General features: G+C 69.3%; 19 protein-coding genes. 10 read left to right on the top strand and 9 right to left on the bottom strand.

Annotated elements, in window-relative coordinates; genetic code table 11:
• Positions 1-133: 133 nt before the first annotated feature.
• The 4 genes from ACSG06_RS06910 to ACSG06_RS06895 form a co-directional block, all read right to left on the bottom strand.
• The gene (locus tag ACSG06_RS06910) at positions 134-520 is read right to left on the bottom strand and encodes a DUF6176 family protein (RefSeq protein WP_440989527.1); all 387 of its coding nucleotides are present in this window, start codon (positions 518-520) and stop codon (positions 134-136) included.
• Between the two features lie 268 nt (positions 521-788).
• On the bottom strand, positions 789-1,235 hold the full coding sequence (locus ACSG06_RS06905) for an RNA-binding protein (RefSeq protein WP_440989526.1): 447 nt from the start codon (positions 1,233-1,235) through the stop codon (positions 789-791).
• A 21-nt stretch (positions 1,236-1,256) separates the two neighbouring features.
• Positions 1,257-1,466 (bottom strand): DUF1918 domain-containing protein, encoded by a 210-nt coding sequence (locus tag ACSG06_RS06900; protein WP_440989525.1) that lies wholly within the window; start codon positions 1,464-1,466, stop codon positions 1,257-1,259.
• Between the two features lie 82 nt (positions 1,467-1,548).
• Entirely contained in the window at positions 1,549-2,241 is a 693-nt protein-coding gene (locus ACSG06_RS06895) for a type 1 glutamine amidotransferase domain-containing protein (protein WP_440989524.1), read from the bottom strand.
• Between the two features lie 220 nt (positions 2,242-2,461).
• Between ACSG06_RS06895 and ACSG06_RS06890 the strand changes: the two genes are divergently transcribed.
• Positions 2,462-2,929: a GNAT family N-acetyltransferase gene (locus tag ACSG06_RS06890; RefSeq protein ID WP_440989523.1), complete on the top strand. Its 468-nt coding sequence runs from the start codon at positions 2,462-2,464 to the stop codon at positions 2,927-2,929.
• 42 nt (positions 2,930-2,971) lie between these two features.
• On the opposite strand, the gene ACSG06_RS06885 is transcribed toward ACSG06_RS06890, so the two are convergent.
• The 3 genes from ACSG06_RS06885 to pyrB form a co-directional block, all read right to left on the bottom strand.
• Complete coding sequence (locus tag ACSG06_RS06885) at positions 2,972-3,853, bottom strand: hypothetical protein (RefSeq protein WP_440989522.1); 882 nt, start codon at positions 3,851-3,853, stop codon at positions 2,972-2,974.
• A gap of 241 nt (positions 3,854-4,094) precedes the next feature.
• Positions 4,095-4,562, bottom strand: coding sequence for an aspartate carbamoyltransferase regulatory subunit (pyrI, locus tag ACSG06_RS06880; RefSeq protein WP_440989521.1), 468 nt, complete (start codon positions 4,560-4,562; stop codon positions 4,095-4,097).
• Positions 4,559-5,473, bottom strand: coding sequence for an aspartate carbamoyltransferase (gene pyrB, locus ACSG06_RS06875; RefSeq protein WP_440989520.1), 915 nt, complete (start codon positions 5,471-5,473; stop codon positions 4,559-4,561). Before pyrB ends, pyrI begins: the two co-directional genes overlap by 4 nt.
• Before the next feature lie 85 nt (positions 5,474-5,558).
• Here pyrB and ACSG06_RS06870 point away from each other — a divergent pair, with 85 nt between their 5' ends.
• Genes ACSG06_RS06870 through ACSG06_RS06860 form a run of 3 tightly spaced genes read left to right on the top strand, consistent with a single transcriptional unit; the run spans position 5,559 to position 9,196 of the window.
• Positions 5,559-6,836 (top strand): Single-stranded DNA binding protein, encoded by a 1,278-nt coding sequence (locus ACSG06_RS06870; protein ID WP_440989519.1) that lies wholly within the window; start codon positions 5,559-5,561, stop codon positions 6,834-6,836.
• Positions 6,833-8,455 (top strand): RPA family protein, encoded by a 1,623-nt coding sequence (locus ACSG06_RS06865; protein WP_440989518.1) that lies wholly within the window; start codon positions 6,833-6,835, stop codon positions 8,453-8,455. The genes ACSG06_RS06870 and ACSG06_RS06865 overlap by 4 nt, the downstream gene beginning before the upstream one ends.
• A gap of 3 nt (positions 8,456-8,458) precedes the next feature.
• Entirely contained in the window at positions 8,459-9,196 is a 738-nt protein-coding gene (locus ACSG06_RS06860) for a metallophosphoesterase (protein ID WP_440989517.1), read from the top strand.
• Here ACSG06_RS06860 and ACSG06_RS06855 read toward each other — a convergent pair.
• A complete protein-coding gene (locus tag ACSG06_RS06855) occupies positions 9,193-10,494 on the bottom strand; it encodes a hypothetical protein (RefSeq protein WP_440989516.1) in 1,302 nt (433 codons plus the stop codon). The genes ACSG06_RS06860 and ACSG06_RS06855 overlap by 4 nt on opposite strands.
• A 160-nt stretch (positions 10,495-10,654) precedes the next feature.
• Here ACSG06_RS06855 and ACSG06_RS06850 point away from each other — a divergent pair, with 160 nt between their 5' ends.
• Positions 10,655-13,486 (top strand): DEAD/DEAH box helicase, encoded by a 2,832-nt coding sequence (locus tag ACSG06_RS06850; RefSeq protein WP_440989515.1) that lies wholly within the window; start codon positions 10,655-10,657, stop codon positions 13,484-13,486.
• Between the two features lie 327 nt (positions 13,487-13,813).
• Positions 13,814-14,476: a protein sorting system archaetidylserine decarboxylase gene (locus ACSG06_RS06845; protein ID WP_440989514.1), complete on the top strand. Its 663-nt coding sequence runs from the start codon at positions 13,814-13,816 to the stop codon at positions 14,474-14,476.
• A gap of 4 nt (positions 14,477-14,480) precedes the next feature.
• On the opposite strand, the gene ACSG06_RS06840 is transcribed toward ACSG06_RS06845, so the two are convergent.
• Positions 14,481-14,771 carry a hypothetical protein gene (locus tag ACSG06_RS06840; protein WP_440989513.1) on the bottom strand — a complete coding sequence of 97 codons (291 nt, stop codon included), beginning with the start codon at positions 14,769-14,771 and terminating at the stop codon, positions 14,481-14,483.
• Between the two features lie 82 nt (positions 14,772-14,853).
• Here ACSG06_RS06840 and ACSG06_RS06835 point away from each other — a divergent pair, with 82 nt between their 5' ends.
• From ACSG06_RS06835 to ACSG06_RS06820, 4 genes are all read left to right on the top strand, one after another.
• Complete coding sequence (locus ACSG06_RS06835) at positions 14,854-15,975, top strand: hypothetical protein (RefSeq protein ID WP_440989512.1); 1,122 nt, start codon at positions 14,854-14,856, stop codon at positions 15,973-15,975.
• 137 nt (positions 15,976-16,112) lie between these two features.
• Positions 16,113-17,126, top strand: coding sequence for a thiamine pyrophosphate-dependent dehydrogenase E1 component subunit alpha (locus ACSG06_RS06830; RefSeq protein WP_440990297.1), 1,014 nt, complete (start codon positions 16,113-16,115; stop codon positions 17,124-17,126).
• Complete coding sequence (locus ACSG06_RS06825) at positions 17,126-18,166, top strand: alpha-ketoacid dehydrogenase subunit beta (RefSeq protein ID WP_440989511.1); 1,041 nt, start codon at positions 17,126-17,128, stop codon at positions 18,164-18,166. Before ACSG06_RS06830 ends, ACSG06_RS06825 begins: the two co-directional genes overlap by 1 nt.
• On the top strand, positions 18,163-18,465 hold the full coding sequence (locus ACSG06_RS06820; RefSeq protein WP_440989510.1) for a lipoyl domain-containing protein: 303 nt from the start codon (positions 18,163-18,165) through the stop codon (positions 18,463-18,465). The genes ACSG06_RS06825 and ACSG06_RS06820 overlap by 4 nt, the downstream gene beginning before the upstream one ends.
• Positions 18,466-18,480: the final 15 nt, after the last annotated feature.

The raw sequence follows: 18,480 nt of genomic DNA, 5'->3' as shown, positions 1-18,480 counted from the left end.
GGGCGTCCCTTAGGGTTCCGGTTCACCGTCGAGGACCGTCGAGAACCTGACTGCGTGTCGCGGAACTATCCACGCGACGTCGAGTTCCGACTATCGGTCCACGGATCGGCTGGTCTGTAGCTGTGCATGTGTATCAGGAGTCGTCCGAGTATCGCTCTACGACGTATTCGTTCGGGCGCTCGGGACTCACACCGTGGAGGAGGGGTTCGAAATTGCCCGCTTCTTCGGGGTCTTCCAACACTTCCGCCATCATCTCGTCTTCCACGGCGTGGAGCGGATGTGTCGAGTCACGTCGAGCTTTGATCAGCTGCTCCATCGACTCAGCTTCGAGAAACCAGACGAAGTAGTCGCCATCCTCACCGTGTTCGATGAACAGGGATATCGTATGCAGACTCTCAGCTGACCAGATGTCGTGTGCAGCCTCTCGGTTGGCAGCGTCGTGCATCTCCGCAATCCACTCGCGGAGCCGTTCGGTCTTTCCGGGACGAATCTTCTGTTTCCGAATGAAGATATCTGCCATCAGTAGACTTTGATGTGGCAGAACGATAGCTTCTGGGGAGTGATAGACCCACGCTCTGTACGTACCGAACCTGTCGATGACGGGGGAGAGTTCTCCGTCGTTGCCTGCGCTGGCTCTCCTGGCGAAGCCCGGGGGTGGTGAAGCGAGCGAGCATCGCAACCCGGTGGAGAACTGTGAGACGCGGTTGAGTGCCGGGGCTCTCGTCGGTGTCGGCGTCAGTGGCGGAGACCCGAGCAAATCGCGGTCCTCCCGAACCGAGTCAGGGGACCTACGTCTCCTCGTCTTCGGCCGAGAGCTCTTCGAGCGTCTCCTCGGCGTTCGCGACGGCCTTCTCGCGCTTGGCCGGGTACGCTTCGACCTTCGCGCGGAACGTGATGCCGTTGCCGAGTGCGGTCTCGCCCGAGAACGCGGCCTGCTTGTCGAGGTGGACGAAGAACTCGCAGTTCTCGGTGACGCGGTCGTCGAGCTCGTCGACGAGCCGGTCGACCTCGGGGGCCTCGGCCAGCCTCGCGAGCACGTGACGCACGTCGTCGGCGTTCTCGACCCGGGCAGACAGCACGACGATGCGGTCGCCGTGGTGGCCCTTGCTCTCGGCCCGTTCGATCTCGAACTCCTCCGGGAGGTAGTGACGGAGGGCGCCCTCGACGCGTTTCTCGTCCTCCGTCGCGTAGCAGAACGCCCGGAGGTCGACGTAGTGGAACGGGACCGAAGCCATGGTGGGAACGGGTGGGCCGCGTTACTCCTCGTCGTCTTCGTCGTCGTCGTCGGCCTCGGCGGCCTCGAGCTGGTCCTCGGGGATGCCCTGCTCCTGCCCGTCCTCGAAGGAGACGGTGTAGGTGGCGTCGCCGAACATCGTGTCCATGACCTGCGTGATGGTACCGGTCTCGCCGTCGAACTCGCTGTGCTTGTCGTGCAGGACGACGGTGTCGTCTTCCTCGAAGCTCATGCCCCGAGATATCCGTGGCGGCGATAAAAAGGGACTGATTCGCGGTGATGCGACGACGGCTGCCGACAGGGCGCGGTCGGGCTCAGACGGGCGTCTCGATGCCGAGCTCGGACAGCAGGGTCGCGGCGGCCGCGGACGACGACGGCGGGCCGCGGGCCGTGATGAGGTCGCCGTCGACGCGGACGGAGGTGTCCGAATCGAGCTCGGCGTCCCAGTCGCCGCCCGCAGCGACGACCTCGTCCTCGACCCAGTACGGGAGCTTCCGTCCGTCGGGCATGATGTCGTGCTCGTCTACGATGTCGGCCTCCCAGGCGTTCGGGAACCCGGTGACGCTGCGCCCGTCGACGAGGAACCCGCCGTCCTCGTCACGGGTGAACGCGAGGATGCCGGCGGCGTGGCAGACGACGAGCGCCTTGCCCTCGTCGCCGGCGACCGCGTCGCGCAGCAGGTCGCGGGCGTGGTGGTCCTGGTTCACGTCCCAGACGGTGCCGTACCCGCCGGGGAACACGACGGCGTCGTGGTCGGCCGCGTCGACGGTGGCGAGCGGCTCCGGGTCGTTGAGGCGGTCGTCGGTCTCGTGGATCTCCCGCGCCTCCTGTGCGTACGTCTCGCCGACCTCCTCGGGGTCGAGCGAGCGCTCGTCGACGACCGGCGGGTCGCCGTCCGGTGTGGCGACGGTCACGTCGACCTCGGCGGCGGTCAGCGTGGTCAACGGTTCGATGCACTCCTCCGCCCAGTAGCCCTCCTGGCTGACGACGAACAGTGCTGAGGTCATTGCACCCCGGCTAGGGGACGGAGACTTTTCAGGGGCGAGGAAGCGGTCCACAATGCCGAATCCGTCTCGTGCGACAGGTTGCCAGGGCGGCGAAACGACGAAGTGACGGGCCGCTGCAGTGAGGGGTGTGACCCGCGACTGACGCCGGACGGGTGGCCCGGACCCGCGGCGCGCCCGTTCACGACGCCGAACCGTCCCCGAACGATCCCGACAGCCACCCATGGAGATACGCGAACCACGACCCGACGAACACGACCGCATCGGCACCGAACTGCTCCGGCCCGGCTACCACGAGGCCGAGCAACGCGAGCCGGAGTACTGCAACCTGACCGAGCAGGCCCGGACGACGCCGAGCCTCGACAGCTGGCTCGACGCTGACGAGAGAACCATCTTCGTCGCCGTCACGGACGACGGCGAACTCGTCGGCAACGTCTCCGGCGCGGTGTCGCCGACGCCACCCATCTACGACCGCCCGCCGGTCGTCTACTGCGACGGCCTCTACGTCAGGCCCGAGTACCGCCGCGAGGGCGTCGCCACAGACCTGCTCGACCGCCTCGTCGACTGGGGCCGCGAGCGCGATTGTGGCTTCTTCTCGCTCTCGGTCCACGTCGACAACGAGCGCGCGACGGCGTTCTTCGAGGAGTACGGCATGGCGCAGGCGTACCGCTCGATGCGGACCAGCATCTGAGCGGACCGGTCGCCCGTCGCACCCGGTCCGAGAACGGCCGCCCTACTCGACGTCCCCGAACGTCTGTCCGTCCTGCGAATCGGCCTTCATCCGGCGGATGGTCGCCCGCGCCTGGCTCGCGTCGTAGCCGAAGTAGACGTCCTCGGCGTAGGCGTCGGCGACCTCGGTCGCGTGCGCGAGGCTGTCGATGTCGACGTCGACGGCGTACAGTTCGATGGAGAACGGCTTCGAGAGCGCGTCGACGAAGCCGCTCGCGATGACCTCCAGCCAGTACGTCGTCGAGTACGCCATGTCGTACAGCGGCACGACGAACTCGTCGACGTGCTCGGCGATGGCGTCGAGGTCCAGCCCGGCCCGCCGGCAGAGGTGGTCGGGGTAGGGGTCCGGGTAGAGCGTGAAGTACGTCTTGCCCGGGATGCGCTCGGCGGCCTCGGCGACGAATCCCGTGATGACGTCGGCGCGCCAGTCGAACCGGGCCTCGTCGGCGGCCTCGAACAGGTCGTAGTCGGCGGGGTTGCCCCCGTCGCGCTCGGCGCGCCACTCGGCGTAGGACTCCTGGCAGTGCTCGCAGTAGCAGTACTCCTCGCGGGGGAAGCCAACGTCGTCCAGCCGGACGGCCTCGTTGGCGGCGGCGCAGTCGGCGATGGTCTCGAGCAGGCCCGCCCGGTAGCGTTCTCTGGTCGGACAGATGTAGCCCCAGTCGAAGTAGGGTCGCTCGCGCGTGGCAGGCTCGCCGTCGTCGCTCACCGGGACGAGGTCCGGCTTCCCCTCGCCCGCCGCGGTGTCACCGAAGCAGGAGACCATGTTCACCGCCGACTCGACGGGCTCGACGGCCCGACCGGTCACGTCCTTGACCTCGTAGAACCCCAGCTCGAACTCCGCCCAGTCGAGCTCCTCCTCGTTGCGCGTGACGACGCCGTACATACCCGTCGCTACGGGGTGCGTGCGGGGTAAGTGGTTCGAAAACGGAGGGGGCTATTCCTCGTCGAGGTCGTAGTCGACTTCGACCGTGGAACCGCCGCTGGCGACCATCTTGTACACGAGCACTGCCACTAGCAGGGCGAGCAGGAGTTTGACCTTCCTCGACATAGGAATACGTTCGTCCGGTGACTATTTAGTCCTTTCCGAACCGCTTTCATTTCCGAGCCTCGATGCCGGGAATAAGCTAGTCGTCGCGGATGTGACTCGCGATGTCCTCGCGGACGATGTCGCCGCAGAACTCGCACCGGACGCCGTCGCGCAGGACGGCGAAGCGGGTCTCGACCGGCTCGTCCGCGTTCGTGATGCAGTTGCGGTTCGGACACGAGAGGACGCCGACGACGCTCTCGGGTCGGTCCACGCGGTGCTTCTCGATGACGTCGTAGTCGCGGACGATGTTGATGGTCGCGTCGGGCGCGATGAGCGAGAGCACGTCCACCTCGTCCTGGCTCAGCTCGCGGCCCTCGACCTTCACGATGTCCTTCGTCGCGAGCGTGCCCGAGGGGACGTTCATCCCGATGGCCACCTGCTCGCCGCCGCTGCCGTCGATGCCGAGGATTGCGAGCACGTTCAGTGCCTGCCCGCCGCGCACGTGGTCGATGACGGTACCGTTCTCGATCTTCGAGACGCGCAGTTGCTTGTCCGTGTCGCTCATGAGTCTCCCTCCAGCAGCAGGTCGAGCAGCGCCATCCTGACCGGGACGCCGTTGTGTGCCTGTTCGAAGTACCGCGCGTGGTCCGTGTCGTCGATCTCCGGTGCGATCTCGTCGACCCGCGGGAGCGGGTGCATGACGGTGAGGTCCTCCTTCGCGTCGGCGAGCGTGTCGGTGTCGATCTGGTACTCGCCGGCGACGCGCTGGTACTCGTCCTCGTCGGGGAAGCGCTCGCGCTGGATGCGGGTGACGTACAGGACGTCGAGCTGGGGGAGGATGGGGTCCAGTTCGGTGTGCTCGCGCACCGTCGCGCCCGCCTCGTGCAGGTCGTAGCGGACCGAGCGAGGGAGCTTCAGCGAATCGGGCGAGATGAAGTGCTGGCTGGCGTCGAAGTTCGTGAGCGCGGTCGCGAGCGAGTGGACGGTCCGACCGTACTTCAGGTCGCCCATGATACCGACGGTGAGGTCGTCCAGCCCGGCGTTCTCCCGGATGGTGTACAGGTCGAGCATCGTCTGGGTCGGGTGGTGGCCCGCGCCGTCACCGGCGTTGACGAGCGGCACGTCGACGAACTCGCTGGCCATCTTCGCCGCCCCCATCAGCGGGTGGCGCAGGACGAGCGCGTCGGCGTAGCCCTCGACGACGCGGACGGTGTCCGCGAGCGACTCTCCCTTCTTGACCGACGACGAGTCGACGGAGCCCATGTCGACAACGTCGCCCCCCAGACGCTTCATCGCCGCCTCGAAGCTCATCTTCGTGCGCGTGCTCGGCTCGAAGAAGCAGAGCCCGAGGAGCTTGCCGGCGTGTCGCTGGCCGAACGACGCCGGGTTCGCGTCCACCTCGGCCGCGCGGTCGAGGACGTGCTCGATGTCCTCCCGCGTGAGCTGGTTCGCCGTCAGCAGGTGGTCGTGACGCATCGTTCGAACAGGCTCCGGCGGCGGACTTGAATCCAACCATCTTGCGCCACGAATCCTTTTATGCGAACACGACCAATCCGCGGGCATGAGTCTCGACGACCGCGCCGAGGAACTCGCCTCCGACCTCGGTGTCGACAAAGAGGAGGTCAAATCGGACCTCGAGAACCTGGTGTCGTACAGCGTGCCGATGGACGAAGCCGTCCAGAGCCTCCGTCGCAAGTACGGCGACGGCAGCAGCGGCGGTGGCGGCAGCGCGCCGTCAGAGAAGGACATCGGCGACGTGACGACCGACGACAGCAGCGTCAGCCTGACCGCCCGGGTGCTCACGGTTGGCAAGCGCTCCATCCAGACGCAGGGCGAACAGCAGGACATCTTCGAGGGCGAACTCGCCGACGAGACGGGGAAGATCTCCTACACGGCGTGGACGGACTTCGGCCTGAGTTCGGGCGACACCGTGCAGGTCGGTAACGCCGGCGTCCGCGAGTGGGACGGCGCACCCGAGCTCAACCTCGGCGAGAGCACGTCGCTGTCGTTCCTCGACGAGGAACTCGACGTGCCCTACGAGGTGGGCGGCGAGGCTACCCTGCACGAGCTCCAGTCCGGCGACCGTGGCGTGACCGTCGAGGTCGCCGTCGAGGAGGTCGAACGACGCACCATCGACGGTCGCGAGGGCGAGACGGACATCCTCAGCGGCGTGTTCGGCGACGAGTCCGGCCGTCTGCCGTTCACTGCGTGGGAGGTCCACGAGGCCATCGAGGACGGCGACCCGGTCCGCATCGAGAATGCCTACGTCCGCGAGTACCGCGGCGTCCCCGAGGTGAACGTCTCGGAGTACTCCACCGTCACGCCACTCGACCGCGACATCGAGGTGGGCGAGGACGCGACCCAGGTCTCCGTCGCGGAGGCCATCGCAGCGGGCGGGATGTACGACGTCGAGCTCGTCGGCGACGTGCTCGCGGTCCGGGACGGCTCCGGGCTCATCGAGCGCTGCCCCGAGTGCAACCGCATCGTCCAGAACGGCCAGTGTCGCAGCCACGGGGACGTCGAGGGCGAGGACGACCTGCGCGTGAAGGCCATCCTCGACGACGGCACCGCCACCGTCACGGTAGTCCTCGACCGCGAACTGACCGAGCAGGTGTACGACGGGACGCTCGACGACGCCAAATCGCAGGCTCGCGACGCGATGGACAAGGAGGTCGTCGCCGAGGACATCCGCGAGAACATCGTCGGCTTCGAGTACCGCGTCCGTGGCCACTTCTCGGTGGACGACTACGGCGCGAACTGCGACGCCACGAGCTTCGAGCGCACCGACGACGACCCGGCCGACCGTGCCAGGGTACTGCTCGAGGAGGTGGACGCATGAGCGACATCCAGCGCCGCGAGACGGCCTACCGGCTCTTCGCGGCAGAGTTCGACGACGCGACGCTCTCGCACCAGGAGGCCGACGAGGAGCGCGCCCCGAACTACGTCATCACGCCGACGGGGGCACGCGTCAACCGGCTGTTCGCGGTCGGCGTCCTCACCGAGGTCGAATCCGTCAACGAGGACGTGCTCCGCGGGCGCATCGTCGACCCGACCGGCGCGTTCGTCGTCTACGCCGGGCAGTACCAGCCCGACGAGATGGCCGCGCTGGAACGACTCGACACGCCCGCGTTCGTCGCGGTCACGGGCAAGGCACGGACGTTCTCGCCCGACGACTCCGACCGCGTCTACACCTCGGTCCGCCCGGAGAGCATCACGGAGGTCGACGCCGCGACCCGGGACCGCTGGGTGGTCGACACCGCCGAGCAGACGCTCGAACGCGTTGCGACCTTCGCCGCCGCCGCGGGCCTCGACGAGCGTGGGGACGACCTGCGCGTGGCGCTGCAGTCCCGCGGTGTCCCGCCGGGACTCGCGGACGGCATCCCCCGTGCGATGGACCACTACGGCACCACCCCGACCTACCTCTCGCGGCTCCGCGAGACCGCCCTCGACGCGGTCAGGGTCGTCACCGGCGACCGCGACGAGGCCACCGCCGTCACCATCGACCCGGACGACGCGGGCGACGGGAGCGTGACCTGGGCGGACCTGCTCGACGACGACCGCGCCGCGTTCGGGTCGCCGCTGGGCGAGGCCGAGCCGGTCGCACCCGCAGCCGACGGAGACGACGAGGCCGACGGAGACGACGAGGAGCCCGTTGCGGAGACCGCGACCGCCGACGCCGAGCCAGCGGCCGGCTCCGAACCCGCAGGCAGCGAGGACGAGTCCGCCGTCGAGACCGACGAGAGCGAACCGGCGACGAGCGAACCAGAGCCGGAACCGGAACCGGCCGAGGAACCCGAGACGCCGACCGCGTCTGCTGCCGATGGCGAGGTCACCGACGGCGAGGTCACCGACAGCGAGACCGCAAAAAGCGAACCCGAGACCGCCGATGCAGCGCCCGAGGCTTCCGACGCGGAGGCCGACGCCTCCGGCGGCATCGGCGACTTCGAGCCGGGCGACCTCGGCGGCGAGGACGAGACCGAGGAGCACGAACCCGCGAGCGCCGACTCGTCAGCGGCGGCCGACGACGGCGGGATGTACGAGATGGACGAGGCGGAACGCGAGGAAATCGAGGACGAGTTCGGCACCGAGTTCTCCAGCGGCAACGACGTCGCCGACCCGGGCGAGGCGGACATCGAACCGCCCGAGCCCGAGGAGACGGCCGACGTCGGGGCCGAACCCGAAGACGCTGCCGAGACGGACGAGACGGCGGAAGGCGAAGCCGAACCGGAGAGCACCGAGGAGGCCGAGGAGTCCGCCGAGGACGTCGACCTCGAATCGCACCTGCTCGCGGTCATGGCCGACCTCGACGACGGTGACGGCGCGGACCGCGCCGAGCTCGTCGACCGCGTCGCGAGCGAGACCGGCGCATCCGAGGACGAGGTCGAGGACGCCATCCAGGACGCGCTCATCGGCGGGCAGTGCTACGAGCCGGGCGACGACCGCCTGAAGGCGATCTGAGCGATGGCGAGCGTCGAGCCGGTGCCAGACCGGCCGGCCGCCGTCGTCGACACCGGCGCGGAGCGCGCGCTCGTCGTCGCCGACTTCCACGCCGGCATCGAGGCCGGGTTCAGGGTCGAGAGCGGCGTCCACGTCGACAGTCGGGCCGAGGCACGCCGGGAGTCGGTCCTCGCGATGCTCGAATCGACCGCCCCGGACCGCTTCGTCGTCCTCGGTGACTTCATGCACTCCATCGGGGGTCCCGGTGGCGCGGAACGCGGCGAGATAGAGGTGCTGCTGGAGTCCATCGACGTGCCGACGACCGTCGTCAAGGGCAACCACGACGGCGACATCGAGTCGTGGGTCGACGCGACCGTCACCGCCGGCACCGGTGTCAGGCTCGGTGACGTGGGGTTCGCCCACGGCCACACCTGGCCGGACGCCGAGGTGCTGTCGGCGGATATCGTCTGCGTGGGCCACGAACACCCCTGCGTCCGGCTGACCGACGAGGTGGGCGGGAGCCGCATCGAGCGGGTCTGGCTCCGCGGCCCCCTTGAGCGCGAGCCGTTCGCCGAGCGCGACCCGGACCTCGCGTGGACCGACCCGGAGCTGGTCGTGTTCCCGGCGTTCAACGACCTCTGCGGTGGGACGTGGGTCAACGTGAACGAGAACTTCCTCGCGCCGTTCCTCCCCGACGGGCTGCCGAGCGCGCAGGCGTACCTGCTCGGCGGCACCCGGCTCGGCGAGTACGGGAGCGTCTAGTCGTCTGCGTCGGGGTCCACCGCCGGTTCGGCCTCCCCGCCGTGGACGTCGGCGGGCTCACCGTCGAGCGAGTCGAGTTCGGCCTCCAGCTCGGCCACGCGGTCGGCCAGCCGACCGATCTCCTCCTGGAGCGTGTGGAGCTCGTCGTCGTCCGCATCACCGGCCACGTCCGCGGCGTCCACCTCGCCCTCGACGAGTTCGGCGATGGTGAACTCGTCGCCGTCGGGGCCGGGGAACTCCGTCTCGTCCAGCTCAGCCTCCAGTTCGGCGGCGTCGACCGGGTCGAATTCGGCGGCGAGCTGCTCGAACGTCGCCACGACGTCGTCGATGATGGGTTCGGGCTCGTCGTCCTCGGCCGTCACCGGGGAGACGAACACGTCGACGACCTGCGGGCGGTCGACGAGCGCCTCGACGATGCGGCCCGGCGACTGGTCGGTGACGACGACCACGTCGACCACGTCGCGCCGGCCGTCCCCGGAGACCGTGCGGCCCGCGATCTCGAACGCGTTGGCGAGCTCCTGGGCGACGACGACCGCGCCCCCGCCGTGGTAGCTGTCCCGCGTCTCGACGCGGACGAAGTGGCCCCCCGGCGTGATGGGCTGGTCGACCAGGTCGTCGACGGTCTCCTCGTCCGGTGGGTCGAGCTCCCCGGCGGCGCCGCGGACGATCGGGTGCGGCCAGTCGTTGTCGGGTTCGGGCAGCGCCTCGCGTATCGGTTCGGTGACGGACGGAGCCGGTGTCGCCCCGGTTGCCGGCGGCGTGCCCTCGCTGTCGTCCCAGGTGCCTCCAGGGGGCGGGGCAGCCACCGGCTCTGCGACGTCTGCCGGGTCGTCGGCGTCGACGTCCGCCGGCGTGGAGAGCGCCCGCTCGACGGCGGCACGGATCCGCTCGAACGGCTCGTCGGAGGCGAAGCGCCCGTCCACCCGGAGCAGGTCGGTCTCGACACCGACGGGTCGGAGCGAGGGCGCGTTCGGGTTCGAGGTGACCCGGAGGTGTGGCTGCCCGAGGAAGCCGTAGATGTGGTCGGGTTCCGAGAGCCAGACCATGAGCAGGGTGACGACCGTGTCACCCGGCGGGACAGAGCCCGTGTAGACGACCCGGCCGTCGGCGAAGGCTGTCCAGCCCTGGCCGCCGTAGTCGGCGTGGACCGCGACGTGCTCTTGCTGGACTGGTTCGGGGAGTCGCTCCGTGAGGCGGACCCCGACCGGGGCATCACGCGTCGACTCGAACGCGAACTTGACCGCCGGTAACGGGAGGCTCTCCAGGTCGAGGCCCTTCCTCACGACGACGCCGTCCACTTCGACGTCGACTGTGTACCCCCCATACCACCTGTTGGGTACACGCATCCGGATGTATCACCGTAGCAGAGGGAGATAGTCGCTTTGTCAAAAATCCTGATATTGTGGGCCGAAACGAACCGTCGAGCGACTTATTCCGTTCGCGCCGTTAGGACGGGCGATGACGGAGGGAGCGGCCGCGTTCACCGCACTCGGGAGCGAGGTCCGGTCGGCGCTGTCCGACAGGGGCTTCCAGACGCCGACCCGGACCCAGCGACGGGCACTGCCGCCCATCGCCGCCGGCGAGCACACGCTCGTCGTCGCCCCGACGGGGACCGGGAAGACGGAGACGGCGATGCTGCCGGTGTTCGACGCGCTCGTCGACCACGAGGACGAGGAGCGCGGGGCCTACGGCTTCCGGGCGCTCTACATCACGCCGCTCCGGGCGCTCAACCGCGACATGCGCGAGCGGCTGGACTGGTGGGGGGAGCAGCTGGACCTCGACGTGGACGTGCGCCACGGCGACACGACGGACTACCAGCGCTCGAAGCAGGCGAACGACCCGCCGGACGTGCTGGTGACGACGCCGGAGACGGTGCAGGCGATGCTGACCGGGTCGAAGCTCCGGACGGGACTCGAGTCGCTGCAGCACGTGGTCATCGACGAGGTGCACGAGCTGGCGGCGTCGAAGCGGGGGGCACAGCTGACCGTCGCGCTGGAGCGACTGCGGGAGCTGGCGGGGCCGTTCCAGCGGGTCGGGCTCTCCGCGACGGTCGGCGACCCGGAGGAGGTCGGTGCGTTCCTCACCGGCGGGCGAGGCTGTGCGATACGCCAGGTCGACGTCGGCAGCGACCTCGACGTGTCGGTCGTCGAGCCGGCCGTCGAGGACGGCGACGAACGCCTCGCGAGCGAGCTCGTCACCGACGCGACGGTCGCCAGCCACGTCCGGACCATCCTCGACCTCGTCGAGTCGAACGAATCGACGCTCATCTTCGTGAACACCAGACAGACCGCCGAAGCGCTGGGCTCGCGGTTCAAGGAGCTCGGTGCGGACATCGGTGTGCACCACGGCTCGCTCTCGAAGGAGGCCCGCATCGAGGTCGAGGACGCGTTCAAGGCCGGCGAGCTGGACGGCCTCCTCTGTACCTCCTCGATGGAGCTCGGCATCGACGTGGGGCGCATCGACCACGTCGTCCAGTACCAGAGCCCCCGCGAGGTCGCCCGACTGCTCCAGCGCGTCGGCCGGGCGGGTCACCGGCGCGACGAGATCTCCTCGGGGACCGTCGTGACGACCCGGGCCGACGACACGTTCGAGGCGCTGGCCATCGCACGACGGGCCAGAGACGGCGAGGTCGAGCGGGCGAACATCCACGAGGGCAGTCTCGACGTGGTCGCGAACCAGATACCCGGCATCGCGATGGACTTCGACGAGGTTCCGGTTCCCGACCTGCACGAGCTGTTCACCCGGGCGCACCCGTTCCGCGACCTCTCCGAGGCGGACCTCCGCGCGGTCGTCTCCGAGCTGAAGGGCAACCGCGTCGTCTGGTTCGACGAGGCCGCCGACACCGTCGAGACGACCGGCGGCACCTGGCAGTACGTCTACGCGAACCTCTCGATGATACCGGACGAGGAGACATACGACGTCGAGGACGTGGCCAGCGGCCAGCAGGTCGGCACGCTCGACGAGCGCTTCGTCGTCAACTTCGCCACCGCGGGCGAGGTGTTCGTCCAGCGGGGCGAGATGTGGCGCATCGTCAACGTCGACGACGACGAGTCGACGGTGAAGGTATCGCCGGTCTCCGATCCCGCCGGCGAGGTGCCGTCGTGGGTCGGACAGGAGATCCCGGTGCCCGAGGCGGTCGCCCGCGAGGTCGGCGCGATGCGCGACGTGGCGACCCCGCAGTTCGAGCGCGGGGCGCCCCGGACCGGCGTCGCCCGCGAGTTCGCGAACCGCTATCCCGCCGACGAGGCGACGCTCGCGAGCGCGCTGGCGCAGGTCGAGAACCACGTGGAGGCGGGTGCGCCGACGCCGACCGGCGAGCGCATCGTCGTGGAGGGCCGCGGGAACACGTTCGTCGTCAACGCCCCGTTCGGCCACAAGACGAACGCGACGCTCGGTCGGGTGCTCTCCTCGCTGCTCGGCCAGCGCGCGGGCTCGACGGTCGGCCTCGACACCGACCCGTACCGCATCGAGCTGGAGGTTCCCTCGGGCGTCTCGCTCGGGGAGGTGCGCGAGCTGCTGGAGACGACGGACCCCGACCACGTCGAGGCCATCGTCGAGCTCTCGCTGAAGCGCTCGGACGCGCTCAAGTTCCGGCTCTCGCAGGTCGCCGCGAAGTTCGGCGCGCTCAAGCGCTGGGAGGGCAGCGGCGTCTCCGGCGACCGGCTCCTCGCGGCACTCCAGGACACGCCCATCTACGACGAGGCCGTCCGCGAGGTGTTCCACGAGGACCTCGCGGTCGAGAACGCCGCCGACGTGCTCCGGGCGATCCGGGACGGCGACTGCGAGGTGCTCGTCCACGGCGACAGGACGCCCATCGGGACCGACGGGCGCTCGGCCGGGAAGGAGCTGCTCTCGCCTGAGAACGCCGACGCGAGCGTCATCGAGACGGTGAAAGAGCGCATCCGGAACGACCGCGTCATCCAGCTCTGCGTGCACTGCCAGGACTGGAAGCAGAAGACGAAGGTGCGACGGGTGCGCGACCAGCCCGAGTGTCCCGAGTGTGGCTCGACGATGATCGCCGCGCTCAACCCCTGGGACGAGGAGACCGTCGCCGCGGTGCGCGCCACGGAGAAGGACGAGGAACAGGAGTACAAGACGGAGCGAGCGTACAGGGCGGCGAGTCTCGTCCAGAGCCACGGGAAGCAGGCGGTCATCGCCCTCGCGGCACGTGGCGTCGGCCCGACGAACGCGGCCCGCGTCATCAACAAACTGCGCGAGGACGAACAGGCGTTCTACCGCGACCTCCTCGCCCAGGAGCGCGAGTACGCCCGGACGCAGAGCTTCTGGTAGCTGTCGTCACGAATAGTATGGTGTGACCCGGGCCGGAAGGGGGGAGTGTGGCCCGGGTCGTCCGCGGTGCTGTCAGAAGGCTGAGTCGCAGCTCGGACAGTAGAAGTCCGACGAAGGCCCCGCGAGGGGCGTCGACATCGTGTTCGTTGCACCACAGACAGGACAGTTGGGGGAGTAGTCCATACCATCCTGTCGTCGGGCGAAGAGATATCCCCTCCTACTAATCTGTAAGTAGTGCAACGAAGAGGCACCCTTACCAATTAGTACCCTGATACGGACTCGCCCGGTCCCGAAACGCACAACACCGTCGCACCCGCTGGTCGAAGCATGCGATTCGTGCCCGACGGTCGGCGGTACGCCGGCCTCCTGTTCGCCGCTGCCCCGGTCGCGACCGTGCTGGCGACACCCATCGCCGGGCTGGCGTTCGTCCTCGCCGGTGCGGCGACGCTGCACTTCTTCCGCGACCCACCACGCTCGCCGCCGCCCTCGGGCGTCGTCTCGCCCGCCGACGGCCGGGTCTCCGTCGTCCGCGAGGAGGGCGACCGGCTCCGCGTCGGCGTGTTCATGAACGTCACGGACGTGCACGTCAACCGGGCTCCGGTCTCGGGGACGGTCCGCGAGGTCGAGCACGTCCCCGGCGCGCACCGCCCGGCGTTCTCGAAGGACTCGGACAAGAACGAGCGCGTCCACATCCGCCTCGACACCACAGAGACGGGCGCGGCAGGCGACTCCGGGTCGCTCGACGGCACCGAGATCGAACTCACCCAGATAGCCGGCGCGTTCGCCCGACGCATCCACCCGTGGGTCGATTCTGGTACCGAGGTCGAGCGCGGCGACCGCGTCGGCCACATCGCCTTCGGGAGCCGAGCCGACGTGCTGTTCCCGCCCGCGGTCGAGCGGTCGGACCTGCGCGTCTCGAAGGGCGACACCGTCCGCGCCGGGGAGTCGGTGCTGGCAGCAGTCGAGTCGGCGACCGACGAGACGGCCTGACCCGTCACTCCCAGCCGAGTCGCGTCTTGAGCAGGCCGTAGGCGGTCGACGCGACGTACAGCCAGCCGAGCATCACCACGACGGCGAGGCCGAGGCCGACCAGCCCGCTGGCGAGGACCAGTCCGAACGACACCTCGTCCACGACCCCCGTGTTCTGGACGACGAGGTCCGGCAGCTCGACGAAGATCGAGAGGAAGCTCCAGGTACCGAGTGCCACCGCGACGACGCCCACGAGGAGGAACACGGCGAGTCCGAACAGCTCGGCTGCCCGGACCCGTTCGATGGCGTCGAACACGTTCGCAACACGTGCGAGCAGCAACTAATCGGTTGCGTCGGGGGACGGAACTTTTAGGCCGGACAGCCCCGTCGGTCATGACGTGAACTGGGACTCCGTTCGCGAGCGACTCCCGCTCGCCGGGGACGAGGGGAGCGACGACGGCGGAGCCGCCGACGTGGCCGGGGGCGACCCGGACGCGACGGGCGGTGGCACGCGTGTGACCCGCCGGCGCGCACTAACCGCACTCGGCACCGTCGGCTTCGCCGGTGGCGCGAAGGCGCTCGACAACGTGGTGGTGGGCTACGGCGTCCTCGAGGGCACGAACCTCCTCGACCAGGACCTCGCGACGGTGGTGGGAGAACGGCTCCGCCCCCGTCGCACGTGGACGAGCGTCCGCGGCCACGAACTCGTGTTCGCCGACGGCGTCGCCTTCCTCGAGGGCGACGGCGTCGACGAGTCGCTCGACCTCGCGACGGCGACGCGGGCCGACGCTCGAACGCTCGACGACCAGCTCGGCTTCGAGCTGTTCGAGCCGCTGGTCGCCGACCACGAGCTCCTGACGGCGATGGTCGACGAGAACGCCGCCGACGTCGACGGCGTGCGCTTCGAGTTCTCGACGTACGAGCCGTTCTTCGAGCGCGTCCGGGAGGGGAACGCCAGACCCGGCGCCGTGGCGCGGCTCCGCGAGAACCGGTACACCGACGTCGAGCCGGCGACCGTCGAGGCGTTCGCCGATGCGGACCCCCGCGACCCGAAGGCCGTCGTCGACGGACTCGTCCCGGCGTTCCGCGGGCACACGAGCTACGACATCCCCCGGTACGCCGCCGGCTCCGTCGAGGACAACGTGCTGCTCGGCAGCGTCGACCTGCGCCAACACTTCGAGTCGCCCACGGACTTCGAGGCACTGGAGGACGGCCGCAACAGCGGGATGTTCTGCTACGAGTTCGTCTATCGCTCCGTCGAGGCGCTGCACTCGGTCCCTGCGTACGACCAGACGACGCCCGTCTTCGGCGGGCGCGTCCACGACGAACGGCACAAACACGCCTACACGGCCATCGGGAGCGTGCTGCGCGAGGGGAGCGAGCTCGTGATACCGATGACGTTCGTCGACTACACCCACTCGACGCTGTACGACGACCTCATGCTCCGGGGCGTGATGGGGCGCGGGCTGGAGGCGTACAACGACCGCCACCGCGCGACGGACATCTACTGGAACAACTGATCCGGCACCAGCGAGCGGGTGTCGTCGCGGTCCCGGCCGGTGGTAGTGCGACGTTCGTCGGGGGTAGCTCGTTCATAACTATCGCTCGTGCCCGGACAGCCTAGAGGGGCATGAGTTCTGTCACAGAGCTGCAGGCGATGTTCGAGGACATGGTGACCGCCAGGTACTACGAGGAGCGGTTACAGGAGGAGTACCTGGAGGGCAAACAGCCGGCGTTCGACATCTCCGCCGGCCCGATTCCGGGGGAACTGCACCTCGCGGCCGGCCACGAGGCCAGCGGCATCGGGGTCTGCCATCACCTGCGCGACGACGACACGGTGACGGCGCCACACCGACCGCACCACATCGCCATCGCGAAGGGGGTGGACCTGAAGCGGATGACCGCCGAGATATTCGGCCGGGAGACCGGGCTCGGGAAGGGCAAGGGCGGGCACATGCACCTGTTCGACCCGGACGTGAACTTCGCGTGCAGCGGCATCATCGCCCAGGGCTGCCCGCCGGCCGCGGGGGCAGCGCTCGCGGCGAAGAAGCGCAACACGGACGCGGTGGCAGTCGCCTTCCTCGGCGAGGGCGCCATCGACCAGGGCGGCTTCCTCGAATCGCTCAACTTCGCGGGCGTCCACGACCTCCCTGTCGTCTTCGTGATCGAGGACAACGACTGGGCCATCAGCATGCCGAAGGAGCGCGTCACCGACGTCGAGGACGGCTCGAAACGCGCCGACGGCTTCGCGGTCCACGGCGAGCGCGTCGACAGCGACGACGTCGAGGCGGTCCACGAGGCCGCCGGCCGGGCCGTCGGACGGGCGCGCGACGGGAACGGGCCGACGCTGCTGGAGGTGCAGGTCCACCGCCGGATGGGCCACTTCATGGGCGACCCGCAGACGTACCGGCCGGAGGCCGACCAGGAGGCAGCGGCCGAGCGCGACTCCATCGAGCGCCTCGCCGAGACCCTCCGGGCACACGGCGTCGAGGAGGCGGAGCTGGCGGAGAGCCGCACGGCGGCCGAGGAGCGCGTCGACGACGCCATCGCGTGGGCGAAGGAGCAGCCGGAGCCGGACCCGGCCGCCGCCCACGAGGACGTCTGGGTCAATCCGCCGTCGGGCGTGACGGATTCCGAACCGGCCTACGACCTCGCGGGGGGTGACGACTGATGGCGACCGAAGGCGAGGAGCGCGAGGCCGGCACCGTCACGCGCGACCTGACGATGAGCCGCGCGATGGTCGAGGCCATCGCGCACGAGATGCGCGAGAACGACGAGGTGTTCTACATGGGCGAGGATGTCGCCGACTACGGCGGCATCTTCGACAGCACGCAGGGCCTCCTCGACGAGTTCGGCCACGACCGCATCATGGACGTTCCCATCAGCGAGACGGCGTACCTCGGCGCCGCGGTCGGCGCGGCGCAGGCCGGGATGCGCCCCATCGCGGAGCTGATGTTCGTCGACTTCTTCGGCGTCGCGATGGACCAGGTGTACAACCAGATGGCGAAGAACACGTACATGAGCGGCGGCAACTTCTCGGTCCCGATGGTGCTGACCGCCGCCGTCGGCGGCACCTACAACGACGCCGCCCAGCACTCCCAGACGCTGTACGGCACCTTCGCACACCTGCCCGGGATGAAGGTCGTCGTCCCCTCCACCGCCTACGACGCGAAGGGGCTGATGCACAACGCCATCCGCGACGACGACCCGGTCGTCTACATGTTCCACAAGCGCCTGATGGGCATCGGCTGGATGCCCGCGCCCGAGGGACCGAAGACGCCCGTCCCGGAGGAGGACTACACCATCCCGTTCGGCAAAGCGGACGTGAAGCGGGAGGGCGGCGACGTGACGGTCGTCACGCTCGGCCTGCACGTCCATCGCGCGCTGGAGGCCGCCGAATCGCTGGCTGGCGATGGCGTCGACGCCGAGGTCGTGGACCTGCGCACGCTCGTCCCGTTCGACACCGAGACGGTCGTCGAGTCGGTGCGGAAGACCGGGCGTCTCGTCGTCGTCGACGAGGACTACCGCTCGTTCGGCGTGTCGGGCGAGGTCGTCGCCCGGGTCGCCGACGAGGCGCTGGACGACCTCGACGCCGTCGAGCGCGTCGCCACGGCGGACGTGCCGATTCCCTACTCGCGGCCCCTGGAGAACGAGGTACTGCCCGGGACGGCCGACATCGAGGCCGCCGTGCGAGACGTGGCCGAACGATGAGTGGGTCCGGTTCGACGGGAGCTGCGCGGCCGCGAGCCGACGGCGGCGACCGCGTCGCCGTCACGGCCGAGTCGGTCTGGCCGGACGACGCCGAGGCCGACGACGAGGGCGTCGTCGTCAACTGGTTCGCACGCGAGGGCGCGACCGTGAAAGCGGACGAGAGCCTCTGCGAGTGCCAGTTAGAGAAGGTGAGCTTCGACGTTCTGGCGCCGACTGGGGGCGAGCTCGTCGAGATCGTCAAGGGGGAGGACGACACCATCACCAGGGGCGACACGCTGGCGTGGATCCGGCCGACGTAGGCGTCCGCTCGCTTC

It is taken from the genome of Haloarchaeobius baliensis (assembly GCF_052060055.1).
Taxonomy (GTDB): domain Archaea; phylum Halobacteriota; class Halobacteria; order Halobacteriales; family Natrialbaceae; genus Haloarchaeobius; species Haloarchaeobius baliensis.
Note: the sequence above shows the minus strand (reverse complement) of the source record. Positions and strands in the feature narration are given on the sequence as shown.